We start from the raw sequence: 26,192 nt of genomic DNA, 5'->3' as shown, positions 1-26,192 counted from the left end.
CCTTTTCTGCTCTCCTCACAGCGAAAGTCATCGCCATTTACGAATTAGCTTAATCGAATTGGACGCCATCATCTATCCGAAAAATTATCTTTTTCTACGGAATTTTATGATGATAGGCATTGTATAGTTGTGGTAACCGGGTCTATACGGGCTAAAAAGAGGAGGATTGCATAATTCTTCGCCATAACTATGCGTTAGTGTTCATCATGAGTGCGCCGATAGCTGCCAGGAGTTGTCCCTTCAACCGCCTTGAAAACCTCGGTCAGGTAGTTGGGTCCCTGGTAGCCAACAGCGTGGGCGATCTCCGCAATGGAAAGTGTGGTCGTACTGAGCAAATGTTTTGCCTGTTGCAAGCGGATATGCGTTACATACTCACTGAAGGTACAACCGATTTCCTGCTTGAAGATACGGCTGAAATAGGTAGGAGCCATATGTGCATGAGCTGCTGCCTGCTTCAGGGTAAGTCCGCGAGCATAGTTCTCGCTGATATATGCCTGAGCATGTTTCAAGGCTACATCGTGCGGGCGATACTGTTCAAGGCCAGTGGAGTCTTTCTCAAGGATGTCTGAGGAAACGGCAATCGCTGCCTTCTTCGCATCTCCGGCGTCCAGGTCCGCGCATAATCTCTTCAGTAACGCCGTGAGTTGTTCGGGTCGCACAGGCTTGAGCAGGTAATCGACCGCGCCGGCCCGCAGCGCCTCCTGCGCGTAATCGAACTTATCGTAGGCGGAGACAATCGCCACTTTTGTAGTGGGGTAAAGCTGGTGAACATACCTGGTAGCAGTCAAGCCGTCAACACCCGGCATAACAACATCCATCAAAATGATGTCGGGCTGGAGCTTGCCAACAGCTTCCACCACCTGTCGCCCGGTCGCCGCCTCAAATACCACCTCTACCGGACAACCGCTCTTTTCGCAGGCAAGGCAGAGCGCGCGCCGCGCAATCTCTTCATCTTCAGCTATCAAAATGCGATACAGACGCGTTCCCATCGAACCGAACCTGTCCATAGCGAGCGCAAAGCTCGCCCTTACACTGTATTTTCCAGGACAACAATCGCCCTTTTCAAGACACTCAAGAGCCGCGCCGGCTGTACCGGCCTGGTCAAATAGGCGAAAGCGCCAAAGCGAACGCAGCGTTCCATCAAGGATTCTTCATTATAATCGGCCAGAACGATGATTCTGAGAGCAGGCTGCTGGCTCAACAGCAAATGGAGCGTCGTCATCAGATCACTTCCCGGCAGACGGCTGTCGAGGATGAGCAGTTCAGGCCGGGCAAGATGCAGGCGCACCAGTAGCTCCGTCGTGGTAGCAGCGACATCTACCAGCTTGACTCCTGGCAGTTGTCGCTCCACCAGCAGCTGGATTGTTCTCCTTTCAATCTCTTCATCATCGCCCACCATCAATTTGTAGACGTTTCGTGTCACCATTACTTTAGCCATCGCTGGATGAAAAATCTGGTCCTACGTATCAGGCGCTCCATTTAAAGGCAAGAGCACCCGCACCGTAGTGCCACTGCCTAATTCGCTCTCAATGACCAGTTGACATTGTTCGCCATAGTAATAGCGGAGCCGGTCGCGCACATGAGTTAGCCCCAACCCGGTCGTATGGGCGCTCCAATGATCGGAGACCCGCTCTGCTTCCCCGGCCAGCAATTTATGGACATGTTCGCCACTCATGCCGGCACCATTATCCTGAACGCTGATGACGACAAATTCGCGCGCTCTTTGCACGCTCAAAAGCAACTGGCCGGGACGTTCGCTTGGCTCCAGGCCATGAACGAAAGCGTTCTCAATAATTGGCTGGATACTGAGCGGGGGTACGCGCATATCCAGCGCCATTTCATCGATCTCCAGGTTGAACTGCAAGCGGTCGCGGTAGCGTGTCTTCTGGATCAACAAGTACTGGCGCGCGTGCTCCACTTCATCGCGCAGCGTCACCAGTCTATTGGCATCCGAAGAACTCCGCAGCGAATAGCGCATTAAATCGGCCAGCGCGTAGGCCATCGCTTCCGTTTCAGTCGCCCCTTCCAGAAAGGCCAGTTTAGCGATCACATTAATGGTGTTGAAAAGAAAGTGCGGGTTGACCTGACTTTCCAGCGCCTTGAGTTTCGCCTCTTTGAGAGCTTCTGCCAGTATCGCTTGCTGCTGCTCGCTGTTTAAATCCTCTTTTTGGAGGAGTTGCTCGTGAAGGCTGTGCATTCTATGCAGCGCCTCAAAGCGCACAAGATCGAAGGCGCTCTTGCGTGCCGCTTCACCCCAGGCAGCGATAGGCTTGACCAGGGCAACGCACTGCATATCACCCTTGCCGGCACATTCCGTCTCCAGGCAAAGGAGGCGCTGGCCGGCGGCAAAGCTACAATAGCCGCTCGCGTAGCCTGCCAGCATCCAGCATACAGGCGACCGGGACATAGCAGAATGCCGCAGGTGCATTTCGCTCTCATACGAGCCGGTCCAGGTAAACTCCGCCAGAAAAGTGCCCCTGGAGTGATCGAACGCGAGCTGCTTCACCTTTGTATTGGCCAGGCCGGACGAAGACATCATGACCGCGCAGGCCGCGATCCATTCTTGCTCATCATTCCAGTGGTAGCGGTCGCGCAGCCGGCGAGCAGCATTATGGCCCATGGCATATCCAAGCCTGTTGAGCGTTCCGCGCGCTTCGTCCTCACTTAGAAAACCGGCCAGCTCAAGATGCAGGGCATCAAAAACGGCCGGATCGATCAACAATGCCCGGCGACCATGAGCCATCACTTTCCCCTCATCCACGCGTTGCTCTAACTGGAATTTGAGAAGATCATCTGCCTTCACAGGATCACTACCTTTTCCGAATGCTCAAACACAACTTAACGCATTATACACACATTACTTTGATCATTGGAATTACTATCTGGTAGGTAACAGGTATGCCAGATGAACATGAATATAGTCGAAGACAATATAAGCGCAAGATTGTGCTATACTGACAGGGAACCGCTATTCAGTTGTGCATGGTTCTCACGAAATAAATTGCTCCGCCTGATAGAACTTTCCAGAGAGCGCGTAACGAGATGTAAGATCGCGGTTGTTCTATCCATCTCCACCTCGTTGAGGAAATGGAGAGCAGGCATGACTTATCTCTAGTATTCGCAGGAGGGATCATGAGCCGTAAGGGCTGGCTACTGTTCATCGCGATGTCGGTGATCTGGGGCATACCCTATTTATTCATCAAAATTGCGCTACAAGAACTTGATCCGAGTGTCGTAGTATTTGCCCGCGTCGGCATTGCCGCCATTGTATTGCTTCCACTGGCGGCGCGGCGTGGAGGATTGCGCCAGTTCCGAAAGAAATGGTACGTGGTAGCCGCACTGGCCTGCATACAGATCGCGGCACCTTTTCTGCTGATCAGCGCAGGCGAGCAGCATATCGCGTCATCACTCACCAGCCTGCTTATCGCCGCCGATCCATTGCTTGTCGCGCTGTTTGCGCTCCGTTTAGATCATAGCGAACGGGTTACGGGTCTGCGATTGGTGGGACTATTTATAGGTATAGCCGGGGTCATAACTCTACTAGGTTTTGATGTCGGTGGAGATAAACAAAGGCTTCTAGGGGCCATACTGGTGCTACTGGCCACCGCTTGTTATGCTCTGAGCGTCCTGCTGGTTAAGCGACCAACCATTGCTGCCTTACCACGACTTGGAGTAGTAGCCGTCATGTGTACTACCTCAACAATTGTAGTGTCGCCACTTGCACTGACCCACCTTCCTGGCAAAATACCAGATACAGAAGTGATCGCAAGTCTGCTCGTACTCGGCGTGATCTGTACCGCGCTGGCTTACATGATCTATTTCGCGCTCATCGCGGAAGTTGGAGCCAGCCGGGCCACCGTCATCACTTATGTCAACCCGGCTGTTGCTGTTCTCCTGGGTGTAATATTGCTTGGCGAACCGCTCAACGCGGCTATCATTGTTGGATTCCTGCTGATCATCGCCGGGTCCTGGCTCTCCACCAGCAATGTACTGGCCTCACCGTTGAAATATCTCTTTCGAACGCGCCGGCAACAACAACAGAATTCCGAGATTATGGTCGGCAGCATAGAAAAACAGGCAGTCAATCCAAATACAAAGGAACACGCATGAACCGGCTGTTTTGTCTCACACATACCGTTCGCTACGATGAATGTAACTGCGATGGCCTGCTCACGCCCGCCGCCTTCTTGCGCTATATGCAGGAGATCGCCGCGCGTGACGCCGGGGATGCCCGGCTCGAAGGAAGCGGCTACTGGGTCATCAAAAGGACGGTCATGTCCTTCGCCAGGCCCATACCATATCACACACGCCTCGAATTAAGAACCTTCGGCATTGGCTTCTCGCGCATTACAGCGCAGAGGGGATATGAGGCAAGGCTGGCCGGCAACCCGGAAGAGGAACCACTGGCAAGCGCCCATACGCTCTGGGTCTATGTTGATACTCACGGTCGCCCCACGCGACTGCCTGATCGAACGGCACAGATCTGGCTGCCCGGCGGAGTTTCAGCGCCAAAACCAGAACCGGCATTTCCGGCATTTCCCGACCATCCCCCTGTCACGACCTCTGCCGTTGTACATTTCTCAGAGATCGACCTTATGCAGCACCTCAATAATGCTTCGGCAGTGGAAATGTTGGACAACGCGGGCTGGGAAGTATTGGGATCGAGCGGTATCACTCCCGCCGGTGCCAGTTTCCAGATTCGTCATTACGATATCGAGTATAGCGACAGCCCGCGCTTTGGGGAACAACTGGAAATACAGAACTGGTTTGAGCCACACCCCGCAGCAGGACAGGAATTTAGCCGGTTCCAGCGCATCACGCGCGAGGGCAAGACTATGGCACGGGCCTATTCGCGCTGGCTGTGGCAAGCACCATAATAATAGAGATCTGGATGGTCACTTGAAAGAGAACGCCTTTCTCAAAGGCCTAGAGAGCGACCGATAATCTCCTTCATAATCTCGTTGGTTCCGGCATAGATGCTCGTCACGCGGGCATCCAGGTAAGCGCGGGCAATTGGATATTCCAGCATGTAACCATAACCGCCGTGCAATTGGACGCATTGATCGAGCACACGCTTTTGCAGGTCGGTCGTCCACCATTTCGCCATTGAAGCCGTTTCCGCAGTCAGCTCTCCTGCATTCAGCTCCTCGATGCAGCGATCGACGAAGACGCGTCCGATTTCGATCTCTGTTTTCATCTCGGCCAGCTTAAAACGCGAGTTCTGGAAGCTGCCTATTGGTTTGCCGAATGCGGTGCGCTGTTTGCAATAATCCAGCGTGATCTCCAGTGCAGTTTCACATGCTGCCACTGCCGCGACCGCAACGCTCAGGCGCTCCTGAGCAAGATTGCGCATCAAGTAATAAAATCCTTTTCCTTCCTCGCCAAGCACGTTGTCCACCGATACATGTAGGTCTTCAAACGAGAGTTCCGCCGTATCCTGCGCTTTCAGGCCCATTTTTTCCAGGTTGCGCCCGCGATTGAAGCCCTCCATACCGCGTTCTACCACGATCAGGCTGATCCCTTTATGGCCCAGTTCTGGCTGTGTTTTCGCCACCACGATCACAATGTCACTCAAGATGCCGTTGGTGATAAAGGTTTTTTGACCATTGAGGATATATGTATCCCTATGCCGGATAGCAGTTGTGCGCACTGCGGCAAGGTCACTGCCCGTATCCGGCTCGGTCATGGCAATGGCTGTGATCAACTCGCCGGTACACATACCTGGCAGCCAGCGCCGTTTTTGCTGCTCTGTCGCAAGAGAGAGAAAGTATGGCAGAACAACATCGTTATGCAGGCCAAATCCCGCGCCCGCACTGGCTACGCCAGCCCGCGTCGTTTCTTCCGTCATAATCGCGTTAAAGGCAAAATCGTTGATGCCGGCGCCGCCATATTCTTCCGGTACATTGAGGCCAAGAAAACCCTGTTCTCCAGCCTTTAGCCAGAGTTCGCGGGAAACGATGCCATCCTTTTCCCACTGGCCGATATACGGCACCATTTCTTTCTCTACAAAATGACGGAACGTGTCGCGAAACATGGCATGTTCTTCGGTAAATATTGTTCTTTTCATGGAGTTCTCCCAACAGGTGTGCGACGAATTGATTGGCCAACAATCAGAACTTCATCAGATTATATCCCTGCCTGCCGAAATTCGCCAGAACCGGGCAGTTGCGAGAGAGGTAAATAGGTGCAGGCTAGAAATTCAAGGTAGCATCACATGATAGAATATCAACTGAGATAACAAGCCCTCTCTGGTATAAAGTTGGGGAAATTACAGGCTACCGCCTATTTTCGAATGCAACAAGGAAAAACTATGATAGAAAATGTTCGGGATCGTATGAAAGGTAAGATCTGCCTGATAACCGGGGCAACTTCCGGTATTGGCAAGGCAACCGCAATGGGTCTGGCACGGCAGGGAGCAACCGTCGTTATTGTCGCTCGCAACCAGGCCAGGGGAGAAGATACTGTCCAAGAAATTCGTACTACTACCCATAATCCCAGGATTGAGCTATTACTTGCCGACCTCTCATCACAAGGTTCTATTCGCCAACTCGTCGCGACCTTCATGGAACAGTATCCCGGCCTTCACGTTTTGATTAATAACGCGGGAGTTTTTATGCTGAAGCGGCAAGAGACGGTAGATGGTCTGGAAATGACTTTCGCGGTCAATCACCTGGCGCCTTTCCTGCTCAACAATTTACTGCTTGACAGGCTCAACGCCAGCGCGCCAGCGCGTATTGTCAATGTCTGCTCCGATGCACATACTTCTGGCCGCATTGACCTGGATAATTTGCAGTTGGTTAGAGGATACAATGCCTGGCGCGCCTACGCTCAATCCAAGCTAGCCATGCTCCTTTGCTCCTATGAACAGGCGCGCCAGCTGGAAGGTTCAGGCGTCACTCTCAATTGCGCCCATCCCGGTTTTGTTTTCACCAACATGGGTATGAATAATGTCGGTCCCCGTGTACAGGCCGCGGCGAAATCCATCCTCTCGCGTCTCGGTTCCAGTCCCGAAAAAGGGGCACGTACATCCATCTACCTGGCAAGCTCATCTGATGTTGAGGGAATTAACGGCAAATACTTCGCAAAATGCATCCCTATTCGATCTTCACCGCGTTCCTATGATGTTACGTTACAGCGAGGCATGTGGGAAGCAAGCGCGCGCCTGGTACACCTGTCGAATGCTGTGGAAGCTTGAGATACGGGAAGGAACGCATCATCAGGAAACGGTCTTTAATTCCAATGATTGCTTGCTCTCAATCTGCTGAACTGCCTTCTTGCGCTTCCAGGGCCATCCAACCTGCAACCAGAGGAAGCAGAGCACTGAGAAGAAGCTGGCAATCAATGTTGTATGGACGAGCGCGGCCAGCAGTTGACCACCCGTGAAGACGTTGAACATGCCGCTTATCGCCTGCAAGGTAATCAGGCCAAACGCCCACAATGCTCCTTGCACGAGGTCTCGCCGGTCGCGGTAAGAGCGCAAAATGGTGATCAGCAGGCCGAGGACCAGCACCCACAGCAGCGCGGCTACATAACGATGAAGTACCTGGATACCGGCCAACGAGGTGAAGCTGGGAAAATATACTGAACCACATCCCGGAATTTGATAGCCGCAGCTCGTTACCGCGCCTGTATGCTCAACTAACGCGCCTGTATAGACGACAATATAGGTGTATACGGCCAATCCGAAGATGGGCAGTTGCAACCGCGAAACTTCTGGAGCAATCCCCGTCGATATGCCCCGTTGTTCTCTACCCACCTGGAAAAGACGGATGACCAGCAAGATCACACTGGCGAAGGCTATCAAGGAGAGTCCGAAATGGACGGATAATATCCAGTTGAGCGCGAGCGTCCCCTCGTAGACAACGGTTACCGCTCCCAACGCTCCTTGCAAGATCACGAAGAGCAGGCTCAGAAATGCAAAGAGCTTGACGCGAAAATCCTTGCGATACATGAACCATGCCCATACCGTCAAAACAAGCACCAGAAAGCCGTCCAGGCTCGACATGACGCGATGGCTGTATTCGATCACTCCCTGAATAGTAATCACGCCAGGAATAATCTGCCCATCGCAAAACGGCCAGGTGTTGCCGCAACCATGACCGGAGCCGGAGGTCGAGACGAGTACACCCAGAATGATCATGATGTACGCGCCGATAGCGGTGATGATGGCAAATATTCTTATCAAACGTTGTGCGATCATTATCTTGTTTCCCACTACTCTAAATATGCTTAAAGCGATGAAACAGGGTCGCTGAAAGTAAATCAGGTCTGCTCAGATCATAACTGAAGATGAAAAAGTTTTCTTCGAGCTTTCTTATTCCCATCTTCATTATAACATCTCCTGTCTACTCACACACTGCCTTTTTGGACGTTTTTTTTTGGCGTTCCTTCGCCTATACTCTAGTGGAAGCGACATCAGGTTGGCACACCTGCCGTGAGCGCTTCTCGTTTGAGCAAGGAGACCTTTTTTAGCCCGAAGAATCTCACCATCAAAGAAAGAATTGCCAGGGGAGGTAGACATATGAGTTCCTATGTGCTTGGTTTTCAAACTATTGACAAAACAAAACTCATGGTTGTGGGAGGTAAAGGCGCGAACCTGGGGGAACTATCCAGGATTGAAGGAATACGTGTACCGGATGGCTTTTGTATTTCTACTGAAGCCTTTAAAAAAATCATTACTGAAACGCCGTCGATTCACGAATTACTTGAGCAGTTATCGCTTCTGAGGGTGGAAGACCGGGATAAAATCAGTGAACTGAGCGGTGAGCTTCGCAGGATCATCGAAAGGGTAGCCATCCCTGAAGACATTCATGAAGAGGTCAGCCGCTTCCTCTCCAGGCTTGGAGAAAAAAATGCCTATGCAGTACGATCCAGCGCAACTGCGGAGGATTTACCAGCGGCCTCATTTGCAGGCCAGCAGGATACGTATTTGAACGTTATCGGAAAAGAGGCAATCCTGAAGCATATCAGCAAGTGCTGGGCATCGCTCTTTACCGAGAGGGCGATAGCATATCGCCTTCGAAACGGCTTCGACCATCGTAAAGTCCTTCTGGCTGTGGTTGTCCAGAAGATGATCTTCTCGCAGGTGGCAGGAATTTTGTTTACTGCCGATCCCGTCACTTCTAATAGGAAGGTGTCATCCATTGATGCCAGCTTCGGGCTGGGTGAGGCGCTGGTCTCCGGCCTGGTGAATGCCGATAGCTATAAAGTGCGTAACGGCAAGATTATCGAGAAGAAGATATTCACCAAGAAGCTGGCGGTGTCTGCCTTGCAAGATGGCGGTACGAAAGAACACGAGATTGAGCCTGAACAGCAGGACAGACAGGCGCTGACCGATGAGCAGATTTTGCAGCTTGAGCGCATAGGCAGAAAGATCGAAGCACATTTCGGCCATCCCCAGGATATCGAATGGTGCCTGGTTGATGATGCATTTTCTATTGTGCAGAGCCGGCCAATCACTACGTTATACCCCATCCCGGAAGCGAATGATCAAGAAAATCACGTCTATATCTCTGTTGGGCATCAACAGATGATGACCGACCCGATGAAACCATTGGGATTGTCTTTCTTCCAGTTAACAGCTGGCCGGCCCATGTATTCAGCAGGTGGACGGTTGTTTGTTGATATCACGCAGGAGCTGGCTTCGCCTGCCAGAAGACACATGATAGTGAATGTTCTGGGGCAATCCGATCCGCTCTTAAGAGACGCACTTACGACCATCATAGAGCGAGGTGATTTCATCGAATCGTTACCAGATGATCAGCAAGAACCGGGTCCTGGTAAAAGCAATCAAGGTAGGTCGTCCAGGGATTTTCAAACACTCAACGAATACGATCCGGCAATTGTTACTGATTTAATGAAGAGCAGTCAAGCACAGATAGAAGAGTTAAAACAAAATATCCAAACGAAATCGGGCCTGGATCTAATGGATTTTATCCTGGAAGATATCCAGCAATTAAAGAAGAACCTGGCGAATCCACAAAGTTTCGGTGTGTTTATGACGGCGATGAATGCTTCATCATGGATCAACAAAAAAATGAAGGAGTGGCTAGGTGAAAAAAACGTAGCAGACACGCTTTCTCAATCTGTACCGAACAATATCACTTCAGAAATGGGTCTGGAGCTATTGGATGTCGCAGATGTGATTCGCCCTTATCCAGAAGTGATTGAACATTTACGACAAGTGAAAGATAGTGATAGCTTTTTGGATGAGCTGGTGAAGTTCAAAGGCGGAAAAGAAGCCAGAGACGCTCTCTATGACTTTCTCAACAAATACGGAATGCGATGCGCAGGTGAGATAGATATTACGAGGCCTCGTTGGAGCGAAAAACCAGGTATCCTTGTTCCCATCCTCCTCAATAACATCAAAAACTTTGAACCTGGCGCCGGCAAGCGGAGATTTGAGCAAGGGCGACAGGAAGCTCTGGAAAAAGAACAGGAGCTTTTAGATCGGTTGAAAGGCCTACCGGATGGTGAAGAGAAGGCCAGAGAAACAAAACGAATGATCGGTTTGATCAGAAATTTCATCGGTTATCGTGAATATCCAAAATACGCCATGGTCCATCGCTACTTCGTTTACAAGCAAGCTTTGCTGAAAGAAGCTGAACGACTCGTACAGGCCAATGTTCTTCATGAAAAAGAAGATAGCTACTATCTCACGTTTGAAGAACTTCGCGAAGCCGTATCGACCAAGAAACTGGATTACCAGATCATCAGCAAACGAAAAAAAGAGGAGTACAAATTGTATGAAAAACTCACTCCCCCACGGGTAATCACGTCTGATGGTGAAATCATTACAGGAAAGTACAAACGAGAACATCTCCCAGCAGACGCTCTTGCCGGTCTACCTGTTTCTTCAGGAGTGATAGAGGGACGAGCACGGGTCATCTTGCACATGGAAGATGCTGACCTGGAAGAGGGAGACATATTAGTCACCCCCTTTACTGACCCTAGCTGGACGCCATTGTTTGTCTCCATCAAAGGCCTGGTTACTGAAGTTGGTGGACTGATGACCCATGGAGCAGTGATCGCACGTGAATATGGCTTACCGGCAGTTGTCGGAGTAGAACATGCTACTAAACTGATAAAAGATGGGCAACGAATTCGCGTGAATGGAACAGAAGGCTACGTAGAAATCTTATAATGGGGAAGATGTTGTTTTCCTCCTGGGGAGCTACATAAAAGAGGAGAATCTATGATGCTATTTCACTCGCTTACAAAAACTGCCAGGGCCTATCCAGACAAAACCGGGCTTGTATTGGGAAGCTCAGGCATTACCTATGCGGAGCTTCTTGGGCGAGTAGCGCGTTTCATGGACCGTTTGCGCGCAATGAATGTGGGTGAGGGAGACTGTATCGCGCTTGTACTGCCCAATTCCATCGAATTTGTGGTGAGCTTTTATGCGCTGGCAGGCCTGAGAGTGATCGCACTTCCTCTAAACCCCTCCTCGAAAGTCGAAGAGTTAAAATACTATCTCACGGACAACGAAGTCAAGGGTATCATAACGAATACTGAGCGTTCAGAATTATGCAGGCAGAGCATCAGCGCAATAGAAAAAGACATTGCGCTGATTATCGCCGGTGAGTCTAATGAGACCATCACTTTGCCTCAAGACACTTCCACAATGAACCTCGATGCTATCTATGCACCTTTTGATGGGCCGGTAATTTACCAGTACTCGTCTGGTTCTACCGGACGGGCCAAAAAAGTGTGTAGGACGCAGAGAAACCTGGCATATGAAACCGAAGCATATATTGATGCGACACATATGACATCCCTGGATACTGTGCTTTGCGTTGTGCCGCTATTTCATGCCCATGGCCTCGGCAAATGCATGTTGGCACCGGTAGCGACCGGAGCAACACTGGTAATGTTAGAGCCTGTCACCCGGGATAGTGTGACGGTTGAAGTTCCTTTTCTCTTTCGCACGCAACGAGTGTTTGAGCTTATCAAACGCGAAAAGGTCACGATACTACCGGCGACGCCCTATATCTCCGGTGCGCTCGCGGAAACCCCAGAAGATGTACAGGTCGATGTCTCTACTTTACGGCTCTGCCTGAGCGGTGGAAATTTTTTGCCCGAAGAGGTCTTTACACGCTTTAAACAACGATTCGGTATTCCGCTGCGGTCGATTTACGGCAGCACGGAAACGGGATCGGTGGCCCTGAATATGGAGCCTGATGAGGCAGTACGCTTCGATTCGGTAGGTAGACCCAGCGGGAATATAGAAGTGCGGATAACAAATGGAACGCTGGAAGAACTGCCCGCGGGGAGCATTGGGGAGATCGCGGTAAAGAGCGAAGCTATGGCCGGCGGCTATCTCAACATGCCTGAACTGAATCGCGAAGTGTTTAGAGATGGCTTTTATTTTACCGGCGACCTGGGCAAAAAGGACGAGCAGGGACGGCTCTACATTACCGGACGTAAGAAGATCTTTATTGAGAGCGGCGGAGAAAAGGTCGATCCGCTGGAGATAGAGCAGGTGCTTCAGACTCATCCGGCCATAAAAGAGGCAGCGGTAGTTGGCATAGCCGGACCCTATGGAGGGCAGGCGATAAAGGCGGTAATCGTTCTCAACAATACTGAGGGGGCAGCGAAAAATCTGGCATCTATGGAACTGGAGATTTTGCTGCATTGTAAGGAGAGATTGAGCGATTACAAGATACCGCGCGTTGTTGAGTTCCGGGAAGCGCTGCCTAAAAGCTCACTTGGAAAGATACTGCGCAAAGATTTGATCGAAGGATCGGGCCTGCCAGGCAGACCTGGTTCTTCCTCAGCAGGAGATAACAGGATACGCGCCAGCATTCTAGAAGACGGTGAAGGATCAGCAGAGAAGTTTTTAGAAGTTCGGATTCGCGAACAACTGGCCAGTATGTTAAAGGTCGATATCGCGGAGATAGATGCACAGCGACCGCTGGGTGAGTTCGGTCTGGGTTCGCTCATGGCAGTGGAATTGCGCAACTGGTTGGAGGGGAGCCTGGAACTGACACTTCCCGTAACAATTCTATGGAGCTATCCTACTGCCCGCGACCTCGCTTCCCATTTAGTTGCCATGCTGCGGCGTTCAATCAACCTTCAACCCTCGGGGCCTGTTGATGGGACAGGTGAGCAGGCTTCAGGTACAAAGGATGATGCGGCATCGCGGGCATTGGCCGAAATTGAACGACTTTCAGAAGCTGAGGTGCAGCAACAGATTGATGCACTCACGCGCGAGGACTGGAAAGATGACCGGGGAGGCAATGTGAGGAATAGCGATTTATCTTCATATGCCTCTCAGATCGAGCAAATGTCTGATGTTGAAATCCGGCAATTACTTACGCGAGAAACACCGGAAAGTGAAGCCCGGCGTGAGGTGGAAAAATAGCCAGAACTACCCTGGTAGTCTGGCAAGGATATCATGGCACGAAACTAACAGAGCAGTAGTAACGCAACTGCTCTTCTTTATAAGTTCCATCCACCGCCGGTTGTGTTCCCGCGATTGCCAAGCATCTGTTTGGCAGCATAGGAGACAAGACCTGCGACCGCCGATTGCGCCGCCGGATTTGCCATCACTTGTTGAAGCATGCCAGGCATATATGGCTGTGCATACCCCATCAGGCGCCCGGCTTCTTGTGGCGACATATTATAGGGATTGGTGTTCTGGATGCCAGCCTGCTGGGGATTCACCCCACGCTGCATCAGTCCTGAAAGGACTCCCTGTAGCAAACCACCTCGCTGTTCCGCGGGTGCCTGTTGGAAGTACTGTTCATGAACCTGTTGTACAAGTTGCGGCGGGGCATTCTGTACGAACCGTTGGTAGTTCTGCTGCACTTCCTGGTTGGGTAACTGGTTGTATGTCCCCTGCTCCCAGGCATTGGCATACTGCTGGTACATCTGTTGATTATTCGCGTCAAACGGCCACATCACGTTTTTCCTTTCTGCTATTTCTCCTGAAGAGGACACGGTTGGATACATTTCTGGGTTTCAATGGCTGCGGCGCGTTAGCTCAACTATAACAGGATGCTCCTTCAAGATACTCTCTACTCGGATAGCCTGCACTGCCAGATTTTCATTCGGAAAAATACGTAGTCCAATACGTTATTTACACGATAAACAAAAACGCATTCCCAGGTACACTTAGAACAGCGAAGATGAGAACTCGCACATTGCTTGTTTCGTCATCATGTTGTCTGTAAACATACTGCTAAAATTTATACCGACGAAAGGATATCGACTGTGGCCAGTAAACACACTGCTACTCGAAACGCTGGATGCTACGATGTCATTATTATTGGTGGTGGCCCGGCAGGAGCAACTACTGCCATCACTCTTGCTCAGAAGAAGTTCTCTGTTCTTTTGTTGGAACGCACAGTTTTCCCACGTTTTCATATCGGCGAGTCATTGCTGCCTTATATGACCCGCTTGCTGGAGCAAATGGGCCTGCTGGAGAAAATAAAGCAGCAACAGTATGTTCCTAAGTGGGGAGCGGAATTTTGTGGAGGGGATGGCGATTTCCGGCGCATCGACTTCACCGATCAGGGTCCAGAGTACATTCACTATGCCTTTCAAGTCGAACGCGCTCATTTCGACAATGTTCTGTTAGAGAGCGCGAAAGAGGCCGGAGTAGATGTCCTTGAGCACGCGCAGGTGATTCGTCCTTTGCTTGAAGGAGAACGAATCGTTGGAGTGGAGTATGAATACCAGGGGCAGATATACAGAGAAGAGGCCGCGTATGTAGTCGACGCAAGTGGCAGGACTGGAACGATTGCCAATTTCTTCAAATTGCGCAAACCGATTACACGCCAGAAGATGATTGGAATTTTCCGGCACTTTGGTGATTTCAATGAGAAAAATAACCCCGGCTACCCCGGCGATATTCAGGTTGGCAACCATAGTCAGGGATGGGTCTGGGCCATTCCGGTCAAAGATGATGTTATCAGCATAGGTACAGTAACACGCGCCGAATTTCTCAAGGGTTCTTCTCCAGAAGAGGTTTTCGAGCGGCACATCCATCGCATTCCACGCATTCAACAACGCCTGGCAGGGACTACACCGCTGGGGAACATCAGAACGGAATCGGACTACTGCTATTACGTCGAAACAGCGGCAGGGCCAGGTTACTTCCTGGTCGGAGACGCCGGGTGCTATGTTGATCCCATCTTCTCGGGCGGCGTATTCCTGGCGATGACGACCGGGCGCAGGGCAGGCCAGACGATCGCGCTGATCCTATCCGGAGAGATCTCAGCTGAACAGGCCGCGAAACAATACGAAAACTTCTATAAGACTGGCTATGATTGTTACTTTCGTGTCATGTACTCCTTCTATGAATCCAATTTCAATTTTGAGGAGCAAATTGCCCGTATGACCTCGAATCAGGCACAGTTATCGGAAGAGCCTGTGCCGCCAAGAGCAGGCATTCCTTTCAACCGCTCCAAATATGGAGTTAAATTTTCCAGAAAATGGCTCGCTCGCCTGCTGTGTGGCGACTTCTGGAGCGAAGAGAATCCCTTGACAGCCTTCTTGCTCTCAGTCCCGGAGTGGAATACCTTTGCTCCTTTCGAACGAGCAACCGGATGCCCAATATACCCAGAGCTGGCAACAGTGGAGGTATAGGAGCCAGATGTAGAAAGTGCAGGATCGAACCCATGAATGATTCTCAACAACATTCTAATAATCTATCTCCCGAGCGACGCGCTTTACTCACAATCCGGCGGCTTCAGCTTGAATTAGAGGCTCTGAAGAGGGAGAGAACGGAGCCAATCGCGATTATCGGTATGAGCTGCCGCTTTCCGGGGGGAGCAAACAGTCCAGAAGCGTTCTGGAAGTTGCTGGTTGAGGGACGGGACGCCATTACGGAAGTGCCGCCTGACCGCTATGATATCAACGAATTTTACGACCCGGATATAGACGCGCCTGGGAAGACAGTATCACGCTGGGGTGGTTTTCTCGACGCGATAGACCAGTTCGATCCGATGTTTTTTGGCATTTCGCCCCGTGAGGCGAATTACCTCGACCCGCAGCAAAGGCTCCTGTTGGAAGTAACCTGGGAGGCCCTCGAACGAGCGGGCATACCACCCGAACAGCTTCATGGGAGCCAGTCGGGAGTCTTCATCGGGCTTTTTAATCGCGACTACTTTGATATGCAGCTAGAGCAGATGGTCTATGATAATGCGGCCAGCGCCAATCCCTACACAGGCATAGGCAACGGGCCAAGTTTCGCCGCCGGCAGACTTTCATACCTGCTCGGTTTGCAGGGACCGAGCATGGTAATTGATACAGTTTGCTCATCATCGCTGGTCGCGATACACCTGGCATGTCAAAGTTTGCGTAACAACGAATGTAATCTGGCATTTGCCGGAGCCACAAATCTGATCTTTTATCCACTTTCCACCATCGTCACCTCGAAAATGCGGGCGCTCTCGCCAGAAGGACACTGTAAAACGTTCGATGCCAGCGCGGATGGGTTTGTGCGTGGAGAGGGATGCGCAGTTGTCATACTGAAACGGCTCTCGCAGGCGCTGGCCGATGGTGATCCTGTTCTTGCATTGATTCGCGGTTCGGCGGTCAACCAGGATGGTCGTTCCAATGGCCTGACCGCGCCAAATGGGTTGGCCCAGCAGGCCGTTATTCGACAGGCCTTACGCAATGCTGGATTGGCCCCCGAACAAATCTCGTATATCGAGGCACATGGGACCGGCACGGTACTTGGGGACCCGATTGAAGTTGAAGCTTTAAAGGCAGTCCTGGGACAGCCACGACCGAGCGGCGCGGAATGTATGCTGGGATCGGTAAAGACAAATATTGGTCATCTCGAGTCTTGCGCAGGCATGGCCGGATTGATCAAGACCGTTCTCAGCATGCAGCATGGCCTGATTCCGCCGGTGCTCCACCTGAAAACGCTCAATCCACACATCTCGCTGAAGGACACACCTCTTGTCATCCCCACCAGCTTACGAGCATGGCCCGAAGGCATTGAACGCAAATACGCCGGTGTCGGCGGAGCAGGGTTGAGTGGAACCAATGCCCATATAGTGCTGGAAGAGGCTTCAGACAACGGTACATTACATTCTACACAGGAGCATGTTTCTTTCCTGCTGCCCATATCGGCTCGCGATCCAGAGGCATTAAGACAGCTTGCACGCGTGTATCAGCGCGAGTTAGCAATTCCTGGCGGAACGCTCGCAGGGGCATCTTTGCGCAATATATGCTATACCGCCAGCATGCGACGCACGCACTATCCTTATCGCCTTGCGCTGGTAGGTCAAAGCCACGAAGAACTTGCCTCTCAATTGGCAACCTTCACCGGCGAAGAGCAAGGGGCGAGAATGGCGAACGAAGCAGCAGGCGAGGCGAGACCGGGTCCGGTCTTTATGTTCGCCGGCCAGGGGACGCAATGGGCAGGCATGGGCCAGCAATTGTTCGAGCAGGAGCCAGTCTTCCGGGCGGTAATTGAAGCATGTGATGCCTTGCTAAGTGAGCATGTGCAGTGGTCGCTGATTGAGGAATTGCAGGCTGATGAGCAGCACTCGCGACTGAATGAGACCGTGATCGCCCAGCCCGCCGTATTCGCGATACAGGTAGCACTGGCAGCATTATGGCGCTCGTGGGGCATCGAACCTGGAGCGGTAGTCGGGCACAGCGTGGGAGAAATAGCTGCCGCCCACGTAGCGGGCGTCCTCAATTTACAGGATGCCATACGGGTCGTTGCTCATCGAGGACGCCTGATGCAGCAGGCACATGGATCAGGGAGGATGGCCGCGATAGAGTTCTCTGAGGCGGAGGCGAGATCATTGCTGGCTGGTTACGACGGTCACCTCTCAATAGGCGCGGTGAACAGCCCAATGAGCATTACCCTCTCAGGAGAGGCAGAGGCCCTTGAAGAAGCCCTGAGTCTGGTAGAGCAAGAGGGCATTTTCTTCCGTAGATTGCGGGTAGAGTATGCCTTCCATAGCTCACAAATGGAACGGTTTCGCGAACCGTTAGTGCGGGAACTACAGGGATTGCAGCCGGGTAAGTCCTCTATTCCAATTGTTTCGACGGTGACGGGGAAGCAATGTTCGGGAGAGGAGTATGATGCCGGGTACTGGGGTCAGAACATGTGCCAGGAGGTGCGTTTTGGTCCGGCGATTGAGGAACTGGTTGAGATGGGATATCATACGTTTCTGGAAATCAGCCCACAACCAGCTCTGGCTCGACCAACGAAACAGTGCCTGGAACACCACGAAAAGCAAGGATTGGTATTGCCTTCACTGAGACAAGGCCTGCCTGAGCGCCCGGTGCTGTTGACATCCCTGGGAGCCCTCTATACTCATGGATACACGATCAATTGGAGCCAGCTCTATCCGGCAGCAAGCGGACCTTATACAGTCGTGACATTGCCGACCTACCAATGGCAGCGCAAGCGCTACTGGTTTACTGATAAGAAACCAGGACTTCGCCGCTATAACAGTTCTTCCAGCATTTTAACACGCCATCCCTTGCTCGGACACAGGCTACGTTCCGCGATGAGAGAGACAGTGTTCGAGAACTCGCTGCCTGCCAGGACAATCTTCTGGTCCAATGATCACCAGGTCTATGACACAGTGGTAATTCCTGCCTCGGCATATGTAGAGATGATCATGGCAGGTGCAAGAGAAACATTGAAGGAAGCGTCTATCCAGCTTGATGACCTGTTCATCCACCAAGCCCTGGCTCTCCCCGGTGGCAGTAGCCGCCAGATACAGTTGATTCTGAAGCCATCGAAGGATGATGCCAGCGCAGAGGTACAGATTTTTAGTTGTCCAGAGAACGAGGAGGAGGACAGGTGGACATTGCATGCAAGTGGTCAGGTACGCGTGGGAAACAGCCAGGATAAGCTATCAACAGAAGCACTCCCGGTTGCTGGTATCCAGGCACGCTGTTCTCAAATCCTGGAGAGCGAGCAGCACTACCAGCATATGCGCGAGGTTGGTCTCCAATACGGACCGAGTTTCCAGGGCGTGCAACAAATCTGGCGACGCGATGGAGAAGCTCTGGCTTCTATTGTGCTACCCATGCAGTTGGAGCGAGAAATCGAGCAATATTACATCCATCCCGCCCTGCTAGATGCCTGTTTCCAGGCAGTCGAGGCAAGCCTTTTAAAGACAGGCGATGAAAGCGAAAAGCCCGTCTACCTACCTTTAAGCATCGATAGCATTCACTTTTATGAGCGACCAGGAACGCGTGTATGGTGCCATGTAAACGTGCGGGATGCTAGCAACCAGAAAAGCTCCATGCTGGTAGTGGATATGCGGATCGCGGATGAAAACGGGCAGGCAATAGCCAGCATCCAGGGTCTCCACCTGCGACGGGCTTCCCGTGAGGCACTTATTCCCAAGGTACAGCAACAGGCACGCGACTGGTACTATGAATTGCGCTGGGAGCAGCAGGCACGAGCGGTCCCGGCAAGCAATCTCGCCTCACAATCTTCCGTGAAGCATGGAAGCTGGTTAATCTTCGCCGATAGGAGCGGAAAGGCCGGCAAACTGGCCGAAAGGCTGCAAGCGCAGGGAGAACAGTGCGTGCTGGTTTTTGCAGGCCAGAGCAATGAAAAAGAAGAGCCTGGACACTATTACGTTGACCCTTCAAATCCTGCCGATTTTCAGCAGATCCTTGAGCAACATTTCGCGGGTGAGCATACCTGCCGGGGAATTCTTCACCTGTGGAGCCTGGACACGAGCGAAATAGAACAGGTAACAACGGACAGCTTGGAGACAGACGAGCAGTTGGCCTGCGGTAGTATCCTGTACCTGATCCAGGCGGTTGCGCAGAAGAAATGGCCGTATTCCCCACAACTATATATCATTACGCAAGGCAGCCAACCGGTAACAGGGAGGGAGAACCATCTTGCGATCACGCAGGCACCCGTGTGGGGTTTGTCGCGTGTGATTGCTATGGAACAACCAGATTTTCATTGCAAGCGTATAGACCTTGATTCTGTTGGCGATGCTGCCTGGGAAATAGAGGAATTACTCCAGGAGATTCAGCATCCCGACGACGAAGATCAGGTCGCTTTCCGCGCGCAAGAACGCTTTGTAGCCCGCCTGGTCAGGAGCAGGCAGGCCATTTCAGGCAATCAACGACGAAAAACCGGGGCCAGTTTACGAACGGATAGCACCTATCTGATTACCGGTGGCCTTGGTGGCCTGGGGCTTGCCGCGGCCCGCTGGATGGTTGAGCAGGGCGGAGTAAAATACCTGGTACTGACTGGCAGGAGTGGTGCTTCGGCTGGTACGCAACCGGTTCTTGACGAGCTTGAGCGAGCAGGCGCAAAAGTGCTGGTGATACGAGCCGATGTGTCTAAGGAAGAGGCGGTGGCTCAGATGATGGAAACCATACGGAAGACTATGCCGCCGCTACGCGGAATCATTCATGCAGCCGGTGTACTCGATGATGGCGTTCTTTTGCAACAGCATTGGAAGCGTTTCAGTAAGGTCATGGCGCCCAAGATGCACGGGAGCTGGAACCTGCACACGCACACACTCGATATGTCACTCGACTTCTTTGTCCTGTTTTCGTCAGGCGCTTCGCTGATGGGATCGGCAGGACAGGGAAACTACGCGGCTGCCAATGCATTTATGGATGCGCTGGCCCATTATCGCAGTGCGCAGGGATTGGCGGCAACGAGTATTAACTGGGGCGCCTGGGCCGATGCAGGTATGGCCCTCTCATCGACAGCGATAGAACGAAGATTGGCCAGAGATGGCATGCAACCAATTAGCCTTGAGCAGGGGATGGTGGTATTGGAGCAACTGCTGCAAGCGCGCCCTGTACAGATAGGGGTACTGCCAATCGATTGGACACGATTTGGGAAGCACTTCGCTGATAACGAGAGGCCACCTTTCCTCAAGGTGTTATTAGATAAAGTGCAAGCGCGTGCGCAAAATCCTGGTAACCCTGGGCAGGCCCCGCATGAAGACTTGATGCGAAAGTTGGAGACGGCGCCGGCAAGCGACCGGTTGAACTTGTTGCAGCAACATGTTTACTTACAGGTCAGGCAGGTACTGGGGCTGGATTCTTCCTTCAATCTTGAGCCAGAACAGAACCTGTTCGAAGTAGGTATGGACTCCCTAATGGCAGTGGAGTTGCGCAACCGCTTGCATTCGATGCTGGATAGAGCCGTTCCGGCGAACATGGTCTTCGATCACCCAAATATAGCCGCGCTTACCAGCTACCTCGCTTCGATAATACCCCGGATGGAAGTGGTAACATCGGCTGAAAGTTAGCTTGCGCTATTGCTATTGGGAAGCAGGTGTGAGAAGATAACGAAGATGATCAGTGATAGGCAACGACATCTAATAGATTAGACCAAATGAAGGTGAGATTGGGGGCATTATGTATGAGAGTAATAGCGGCGTCCAATAGCTGGTTTTTACAACCGAAGATATATGCGCAGCCGCGCCTGCGCCTGTTTTGTTTTCCCTATGCCGGAGGAGCGGCCTCCGCTTACTTTCAATGGTCAAATCACGTTCCCGACGGCGTAGAGGTCTGGCCGGTACAGCTTCCCGGTCGCCAGAATCGATTGATGGAGCCTCCAATCTCGCGGATTCCCGCGCTTGTAGATGCAATGCTCCCGGCGTTTCAAGAACATCTGGATATTCCTTTTGCCTTCTTCGGCCATTGTATGGGAGCGCACCTCAGTTTTGAGCTTGTGCGTCGACTTCGCAGGCTGCATGCTCCCTTGCCTGAGCATCTTTTTGTTTCAGCACGTCGGGCGCCTCACCTGCCCGATTTGAATACCCACTGCTACCACCTGAGCGAGCCTGTCTTCTTGAAAGCGGTCAGCAATCTGAATGGCCTGCCGAAAGAGTTTCTGGAAAACAAAGAGCTTGTGCAGTTGATGATGCCAACGTTAAGGGCAGATTTTGAAGCCGCTGAGACATATCGCTATACTGACGAGGAGCCATTAGCCTGTCCTATCAGCATTTTTGGAGGAATTGAAGATTATTCTGTTACGACAGATGAGTTGATGGCATGGCACAATCAAACGACCGGCCCATTTCGCTATTATCTCTTCCCCGGGGATCATTTTTTCATCCACAGCCATCAAGCCGATGTTTTAAAGGTCGTTTCACAGACAATCACGCAGCTTCTTGACCATTAATGGCTATACATAACAGGCAGATCTGCTGACTTCTTGCAACAAACTGTGCCTTTGAACGTACCTATGTTGGTAGGTTTGAGCGTCTTTACTTTAAGGTTTGTCGATATACTTTTTCGACCCTTACGTTTAGCAATGGCTTGTAACCCTCCACGTTCCTTCCTTTGGGTGGAATTTTGTGGCCTGCTGGCAGAAATGGTTCATTTCCATTTTTGCCCATTTTGAATAGAATAGATCAGTAGTTCTCTTATACTCACAAGGAAAGAATGCTGCACAACAAATTTATAGGCTGCCGCCTTTTTTCATCGGATTGCCCCTGGCTCTGAGGCAATCCGATTGAATTCTTAGGCGGCTATATGAAGAGGAAGTAAACGATGCCAAATACCCCGGCCATCCTGGCCGAGAATCTCAAAAAAAGTTATGGCAAGACACAGGCGCTGGTGGGACTTGACCTTGCCGCCGAGGAGGGGACCGTACTTGGCGTACTTGGTCCCAACGGCGCAGGCAAAACCACCGCCGTCCGTATCCTGACAACATTATTGCGCCCGGACTCTGGACGAGCGATAGTGGCAGGGCTGGATGTGGTCAAACAGGCTGAAGCGCTGCGGGCACGTATTGGGCTGGCAGGGCAGTATGCCGCCGTCGATGAATACCTGACGGGATTTGAAAACCTGAAGATGTTCGGGCGGCTCTATCACCTGTCGGGCGCAATGGCAAAGCGGCGCGCAAACGAACTGATCGAACGCTTCGACCTGGTTGACGCCGCAGGGCGTATCGTTAAAACCTATTCTGGAGGCATGCGCCGCCGTCTCGACCTGGCAGCCAGCCTCATTATGATGCCGCCGGTACTCTTCCTGGATGAACCGACGACCGGTCTTGATCCGCGCGGACGACTCGCGATGTGGGATATTATCAGTTCTCTCGTCGAGGATGGCACAACCGTGTTGCTTACCACGCAATACCTGGAAGAGGCCGACCAGCTCGCCGATCAGATAGCCGTCGTCGATCATGGACGCGTGATAGCAAAAGGCACAGCCGATGAACTGAAAAACCAGGTCGGTGGCGAACGTCTCGAATTGAGAGTAGCCCCTGGTGGCGACCTGAATGCCGCCATACGAGCAGTGAGACCCTATAGTTCCAGCGAGCTTCAGATTGACGCGGACAGCCGCAGTATCGTTGTACCGGTTAAGCAGGGAACGCAGCTTATCGCCGGGATCGTGCGCGACCTGGATATCGCAGAGATCCGGTTAGATGACTTATCACTGCGCAAACCTACCCTTGATGATGTCTTCCTCGCACTGACCGGAAGCACTGCTTCTGGCGAGGATGTACCTGTAGCAACAGCTGATATCCAGCCGCTGGAAAGGAGTACACGATGAGCCTCACCGGTCTCCGTATCACGCAATCACTGAAACCACAGGCGCGTCCCAGGATTTACTGGACACTTTCCGACGCATTCGTTCTCGCTAAGCGCCACCTGGTCCAGATTCCACGCATCCCGGAAGAACTGGTCTTCGCCACGATCCAGCCGATCATGTTCGTGCTGCTTTTCCGCTACGTGTTTGGGGGCGCCATCGCGGTCACAGGCACCACATATGTCAACTACCTGATGGCCGGCATCTTCACCCAGACGGTCATATTCGGCTCAACGACGACCGGCATTGGTCTGGCGAATGACCTGCAGAAAGGACTGGTCGATAGATTCCGTTCTCTACCAATGGCGAAATCCGCTGTCCTCACGGGCCGCACCATCTCAGATATGGTGCGCAACACGTTCATCGTCATCGTGATGTGGACGGTGGGCCTGCTGGTTGGCTTTCGGCCGCAGGGCAGCGTTCTTTCCTGGTTCGCGGCAGCCGGAATCCTCATACTCACCAGCTTTGCCTTCTCGTGGATTTCGGCGTTGATCGCCCTGCTGGTGAGCAGTGTGGAGGCGGCGCAATCCGCCGGTTTCATCTGGCTTTTCCCGCTCACCTTCGCCAGCAGCGCTTTCGTTCCGACCTCGAGTATGCCGAATTGGCTGCGTGCCTTCGCCGAACACCAGCCGGTTTCGCTGATCGTCAATGCCGTGCGCGGCCTGCTCCTCAACAACCCCGATGCCTCGACCATCTGGCAGGCGCTGGCATGGTGTGTTGGCATTCTCATTGTCTTCACTCCGCTCGCAGTCTGGGCCTACGGACGACGAACGGCACGATAAAAAGTAGGGGCGGCACTTGCGCCGCCCCTACTGTCTTTGTCTAACCGGCCTGGTGCGTGCTAGAAGTAGTTAGCCCGCATATTTATGTATTTTTGGAAAGGATGACACAACATGGGATTTGAACAGTACCACGAACCAGCCAATGAACTCTCGCAAGAAGTCCGCACCTTTGCGCGCATGATCGTCTCACTCACTGAAGAGGCCGAAGCAATCAACTGGTATGAGCAGCGTATTTCCCTGGAAAAAGATGCCCAGGCGCGAGCCATTATGGAGAACTCCCAGCAGGAGGAATTTAAGCATTTCGGTATGGATCTGGAGTTTTTGCTCCGGCAAAAGCCGAAGTGGAGAGTGGCCTTGCAGGATATTCTCTTTAAAGAGGGTGATATCGTGAAACATGGAGAGGAAGCTGAGGAGGACGAGGATAAAAAAGGCTGACCATATACTTGACGCCTATCCCATCTCATAGTTACAATGAACAAAACAGGCCACTCCTGACCCTATCGTTCGTTTGTGGCTTCACTGCATGAGGGAGGGTGCCAGAGATGGTGTACAATCAGGTTGAAACCTGGCCTCGCGAGAAGCTCCGGCAGTTGCAGGACGAGCGGCTGCGCCAGATGATTCGTTATGTCAATGAACGCATGCCTTTCTACCGGGAAATGTTCAACAATTCCGGCATCCAGCCGGGCGATATTCGCTCGGTCGATGACTTGCCCAGGCTGCCTTTTACGCGCAAGCAGGATTTGAAAGATCACTATCCCTTCGGTCTCCTGGCAGTGCCGCGCGAGCAGATCATACGGATTCATGCCAGCAGCGGCACCACCGGGAAAGCAACCGTGGTGTGCTATACCAGGAATGATATCGAGGTGTTCTCCGAAGTGATGGCACGCTCATTTGTCGCCGCCGGGGCGAGCCCCGGCATGTTGCTGCACAACGCCTATGGCTACGGACTCTTTACCGGCGGGCTTGGCACCCATTATGGTGGAGAAAAACTGGGATTGGCTGTAGTTCCCGTCTCAGGTGGCATGACCCAACGCCAGGTGACATTGATCCTCGATTTCAAGCCGGAAATTATTTGTTGCACCCCCTCATACGCGCAAACATTGGGTGAAGCATTCAAGCAACTTGGTGTTGCCCCGGATGAAATCAGCCTCAAGTATGGACTGCTCGGCGCGGAGCCATGGACGGAAACCATCCGTGCCGATATCGATGCCAGCCTTGGTATTCGCTCGACAAATCTCTATGGCCTTAGCGAGATTCTAGGGCCAGGAGTATCGCAGGAATGTATCGAGGCTCGCGCCGGCAGCCATATCTGGGAAGACCATTTCTATCCAGAGGTCGTAGACCCCGATACAGGCGAACCGCTTCCAGATGGCAAAGAAGGCGTACTCATCCTCACTCACCTGACACGTGAAGCCATGCCCCTGCTGCGCTACTGGACGAGCGATATCACTTACCTGACACACGAGCCCTGCGAATGTGGGAGAACGCACGTCCGCATGGGGCCGATCCGCGGTCGTACCGACGATATGCTCATCATCCGCGGCGTCAACCTCTATCCCACCCAGGTCGAAGAGGTGCTCAAAGGCATCCCTGAAGTCGTGCCTCACTACCAGCTGATTGTAAAACGGGAGGGCACCCTGGATGAGGTCGAAGTCAAAGTGGAGGTGGCCGAAAGCGTATTTCGCGAAGTCGCCCAGGAAGCCCTGGCTGACGATGTAATGGAAATCGATGCCCGCATTCAAAGCCTGCGCCACAGGATACAACAGCAAATCCGCGGCACGCTGGGCCTGAATATGAGGGTCATACTGGAACCGCCAAATACAATACCCAGGAGCGAGGGCGGAAAGCTGCGGCGTGTAGTCGACCAACGCAAGCTTTAATCGCGCAAGGAGTAGAGCC

The 26,192-nt window shown here is 52.3% G+C and carries 18 protein-coding genes; 12 read left to right on the top strand and 6 right to left on the bottom strand.

Annotation, left to right across the window (positions count from 1 at the left end; genetic code table 11):
- Positions 1-194: 194 nt before the first annotated feature.
- Genes VFA09_16765 through VFA09_16755 form a run of 3 tightly spaced genes read right to left on the bottom strand, consistent with a single transcriptional unit; the run spans position 195 to position 2,803 of the window.
- On the bottom strand, positions 195-989 hold the full coding sequence (locus tag VFA09_16765) for a response regulator (GenBank protein ID HZU68930.1): 795 nt from the start codon (positions 987-989) through the stop codon (positions 195-197).
- A 38-nt stretch (positions 990-1,027) separates the two neighbouring features.
- The gene (locus tag VFA09_16760; protein HZU68929.1) at positions 1,028-1,426 is read right to left on the bottom strand and encodes a response regulator; all 399 of its coding nucleotides are present in this window, start codon (positions 1,424-1,426) and stop codon (positions 1,028-1,030) included.
- A 33-nt stretch (positions 1,427-1,459) separates the two neighbouring features.
- Positions 1,460-2,803, bottom strand: coding sequence for a histidine kinase (locus VFA09_16755; protein ID HZU68928.1), 1,344 nt, complete (start codon positions 2,801-2,803; stop codon positions 1,460-1,462).
- Positions 2,804-3,132: 329 nt separating this feature from the next.
- Here VFA09_16755 and VFA09_16750 point away from each other — a divergent pair, with 329 nt between their 5' ends.
- Together VFA09_16750 and VFA09_16745 are read left to right on the top strand one after the other, a co-directional pair.
- On the top strand, positions 3,133-4,110 hold the full coding sequence (locus VFA09_16750; protein ID HZU68927.1) for an EamA family transporter: 978 nt from the start codon (positions 3,133-3,135) through the stop codon (positions 4,108-4,110).
- On the top strand, positions 4,107-4,877 hold the full coding sequence (locus tag VFA09_16745) for an acyl-ACP thioesterase domain-containing protein (GenBank protein ID HZU68926.1): 771 nt from the start codon (positions 4,107-4,109) through the stop codon (positions 4,875-4,877). Before VFA09_16750 ends, VFA09_16745 begins: the two co-directional genes overlap by 4 nt.
- A 41-nt stretch (positions 4,878-4,918) precedes the next feature.
- On the opposite strand, the gene VFA09_16740 is transcribed toward VFA09_16745, so the two are convergent.
- Complete coding sequence (locus VFA09_16740; protein HZU68925.1) at positions 4,919-6,067, bottom strand: acyl-CoA dehydrogenase family protein; 1,149 nt, start codon at positions 6,065-6,067, stop codon at positions 4,919-4,921.
- A gap of 243 nt (positions 6,068-6,310) precedes the next feature.
- Between VFA09_16740 and VFA09_16735 the strand changes: the two genes are divergently transcribed.
- Complete coding sequence (locus VFA09_16735) at positions 6,311-7,195, top strand: SDR family oxidoreductase (protein HZU68924.1); 885 nt, start codon at positions 6,311-6,313, stop codon at positions 7,193-7,195.
- Between the two features lie 21 nt (positions 7,196-7,216).
- Here VFA09_16735 and VFA09_16730 read toward each other — a convergent pair whose 3' ends face one another.
- The gene (locus VFA09_16730) at positions 7,217-8,200 is read right to left on the bottom strand and encodes a COX15/CtaA family protein (GenBank protein HZU68923.1); all 984 of its coding nucleotides are present in this window, start codon (positions 8,198-8,200) and stop codon (positions 7,217-7,219) included.
- A 321-nt stretch (positions 8,201-8,521) separates the two neighbouring features.
- On the opposite strand from VFA09_16730, the gene ppsA reads away from it, so the two are divergent.
- Positions 8,522-11,143, top strand: coding sequence for a phosphoenolpyruvate synthase (gene ppsA, locus VFA09_16725; GenBank protein HZU68922.1), 2,622 nt, complete (start codon positions 8,522-8,524; stop codon positions 11,141-11,143).
- A gap of 51 nt (positions 11,144-11,194) precedes the next feature.
- Positions 11,195-13,363 carry an AMP-binding protein gene (locus tag VFA09_16720; GenBank protein ID HZU68921.1) on the top strand — a complete coding sequence of 723 codons (2,169 nt, stop codon included), beginning with the start codon at positions 11,195-11,197 and terminating at the stop codon, positions 13,361-13,363.
- A 77-nt stretch (positions 13,364-13,440) separates the two neighbouring features.
- Here the strand turns inward: VFA09_16720 and VFA09_16715 are convergent, their stop codons facing one another.
- Entirely contained in the window at positions 13,441-13,902 is a 462-nt protein-coding gene (locus VFA09_16715) for a hypothetical protein (GenBank protein HZU68920.1), read from the bottom strand.
- A 312-nt stretch (positions 13,903-14,214) separates the two neighbouring features.
- On the opposite strand from VFA09_16715, the gene VFA09_16710 reads away from it, so the two are divergent.
- The 7 genes from VFA09_16710 (at position 14,215) to VFA09_16680 (ending at position 26,173) form a co-directional block, all read left to right on the top strand.
- Positions 14,215-15,591, top strand: a complete 1,377-nt coding sequence (locus VFA09_16710) for an NAD(P)/FAD-dependent oxidoreductase (GenBank protein HZU68919.1) — start codon at positions 14,215-14,217, stop codon at positions 15,589-15,591.
- A gap of 32 nt (positions 15,592-15,623) precedes the next feature.
- Positions 15,624-21,221: a type I polyketide synthase gene (locus VFA09_16705; GenBank protein ID HZU68918.1), complete on the top strand. Its 5,598-nt coding sequence runs from the start codon at positions 15,624-15,626 to the stop codon at positions 21,219-21,221.
- A 113-nt stretch (positions 21,222-21,334) separates the two neighbouring features.
- Positions 21,335-22,099, top strand: a complete 765-nt coding sequence (locus VFA09_16700; protein ID HZU68917.1) for an alpha/beta fold hydrolase — start codon at positions 21,335-21,337, stop codon at positions 22,097-22,099.
- 371 nt (positions 22,100-22,470) lie between these two features.
- Positions 22,471-23,475 carry an ATP-binding cassette domain-containing protein gene (locus VFA09_16695; protein ID HZU68916.1) on the top strand — a complete coding sequence of 335 codons (1,005 nt, stop codon included), beginning with the start codon at positions 22,471-22,473 and terminating at the stop codon, positions 23,473-23,475.
- Positions 23,472-24,293, top strand: coding sequence for an ABC transporter permease (locus VFA09_16690; GenBank protein ID HZU68915.1), 822 nt, complete (start codon positions 23,472-23,474; stop codon positions 24,291-24,293). Before VFA09_16695 ends, VFA09_16690 begins: the two co-directional genes overlap by 4 nt.
- 111 nt (positions 24,294-24,404) lie before the next feature.
- Positions 24,405-24,728, top strand: a complete 324-nt coding sequence (locus VFA09_16685; protein ID HZU68914.1) for a hypothetical protein — start codon at positions 24,405-24,407, stop codon at positions 24,726-24,728.
- 107 nt (positions 24,729-24,835) lie between these two features.
- Complete coding sequence (locus tag VFA09_16680) at positions 24,836-26,173, top strand: phenylacetate--CoA ligase (GenBank protein HZU68913.1); 1,338 nt, start codon at positions 24,836-24,838, stop codon at positions 26,171-26,173.
- Positions 26,174-26,192 lie beyond the last annotated feature (19 nt).

This window comes from Ktedonobacteraceae bacterium, from assembly GCA_035653615.1.
Classification (GTDB): Bacteria; Chloroflexota; Ktedonobacteria; order Ktedonobacterales; family Ktedonobacteraceae; genus DASRBN01.
The sequence above is the reverse complement of the archived record's forward strand: the minus strand, read 5'-3'. Positions and strand labels throughout refer to the sequence as shown.

Excerpts from the sequence above, each read along its gene's own strand:
- VFA09_16680 (HZU68913.1), top strand. The coding sequence starts at position 24,836 with ATGGTGTACAATCAGGTTGAAACCTGGCCTCGCGAGAAGCTCCGGCAG.
- VFA09_16700 (HZU68917.1), top strand. The coding sequence starts at position 21,335 with ATGAGAGTAATAGCGGCGTCCAATAGCTGGTTTTTACAACCGAAGATA.
- VFA09_16740 (HZU68925.1), bottom strand. The coding sequence starts at position 6,067 with ATGAAAAGAACAATATTTACCGAAGAACATGCCATGTTTCGCGACACG.
- VFA09_16720 (HZU68921.1), top strand. The coding sequence starts at position 11,195 with ATGATGCTATTTCACTCGCTTACAAAAACTGCCAGGGCCTATCCAGAC.
- VFA09_16695 (HZU68916.1), top strand. The coding sequence starts at position 22,471 with ATGCCAAATACCCCGGCCATCCTGGCCGAGAATCTCAAAAAAAGTTAT.
- VFA09_16690 (HZU68915.1), top strand. The coding sequence starts at position 23,472 with ATGAGCCTCACCGGTCTCCGTATCACGCAATCACTGAAACCACAGGCG.
- VFA09_16750 (HZU68927.1), top strand. The coding sequence starts at position 3,133 with ATGAGCCGTAAGGGCTGGCTACTGTTCATCGCGATGTCGGTGATCTGG.
- VFA09_16705 (HZU68918.1), top strand. The coding sequence starts at position 15,624 with ATGAATGATTCTCAACAACATTCTAATAATCTATCTCCCGAGCGACGC.
- VFA09_16765 (HZU68930.1), bottom strand. The coding sequence starts at position 989 with ATGGGAACGCGTCTGTATCGCATTTTGATAGCTGAAGATGAAGAGATT.
- VFA09_16760 (HZU68929.1), bottom strand. The coding sequence starts at position 1,426 with ATGGTGACACGAAACGTCTACAAATTGATGGTGGGCGATGATGAAGAG.
- ppsA (HZU68922.1), top strand. The coding sequence starts at position 8,522 with ATGAGTTCCTATGTGCTTGGTTTTCAAACTATTGACAAAACAAAACTC.
- VFA09_16730 (HZU68923.1), bottom strand. The coding sequence starts at position 8,200 with ATGATCGCACAACGTTTGATAAGAATATTTGCCATCATCACCGCTATC.
- VFA09_16685 (HZU68914.1), top strand. The coding sequence starts at position 24,405 with ATGGGATTTGAACAGTACCACGAACCAGCCAATGAACTCTCGCAAGAA.
- VFA09_16745 (HZU68926.1), top strand. The coding sequence starts at position 4,107 with ATGAACCGGCTGTTTTGTCTCACACATACCGTTCGCTACGATGAATGT.
- VFA09_16715 (HZU68920.1), bottom strand. The coding sequence starts at position 13,902 with ATGTGGCCGTTTGACGCGAATAATCAACAGATGTACCAGCAGTATGCC.
- VFA09_16735 (HZU68924.1), top strand. The coding sequence starts at position 6,311 with ATGATAGAAAATGTTCGGGATCGTATGAAAGGTAAGATCTGCCTGATA.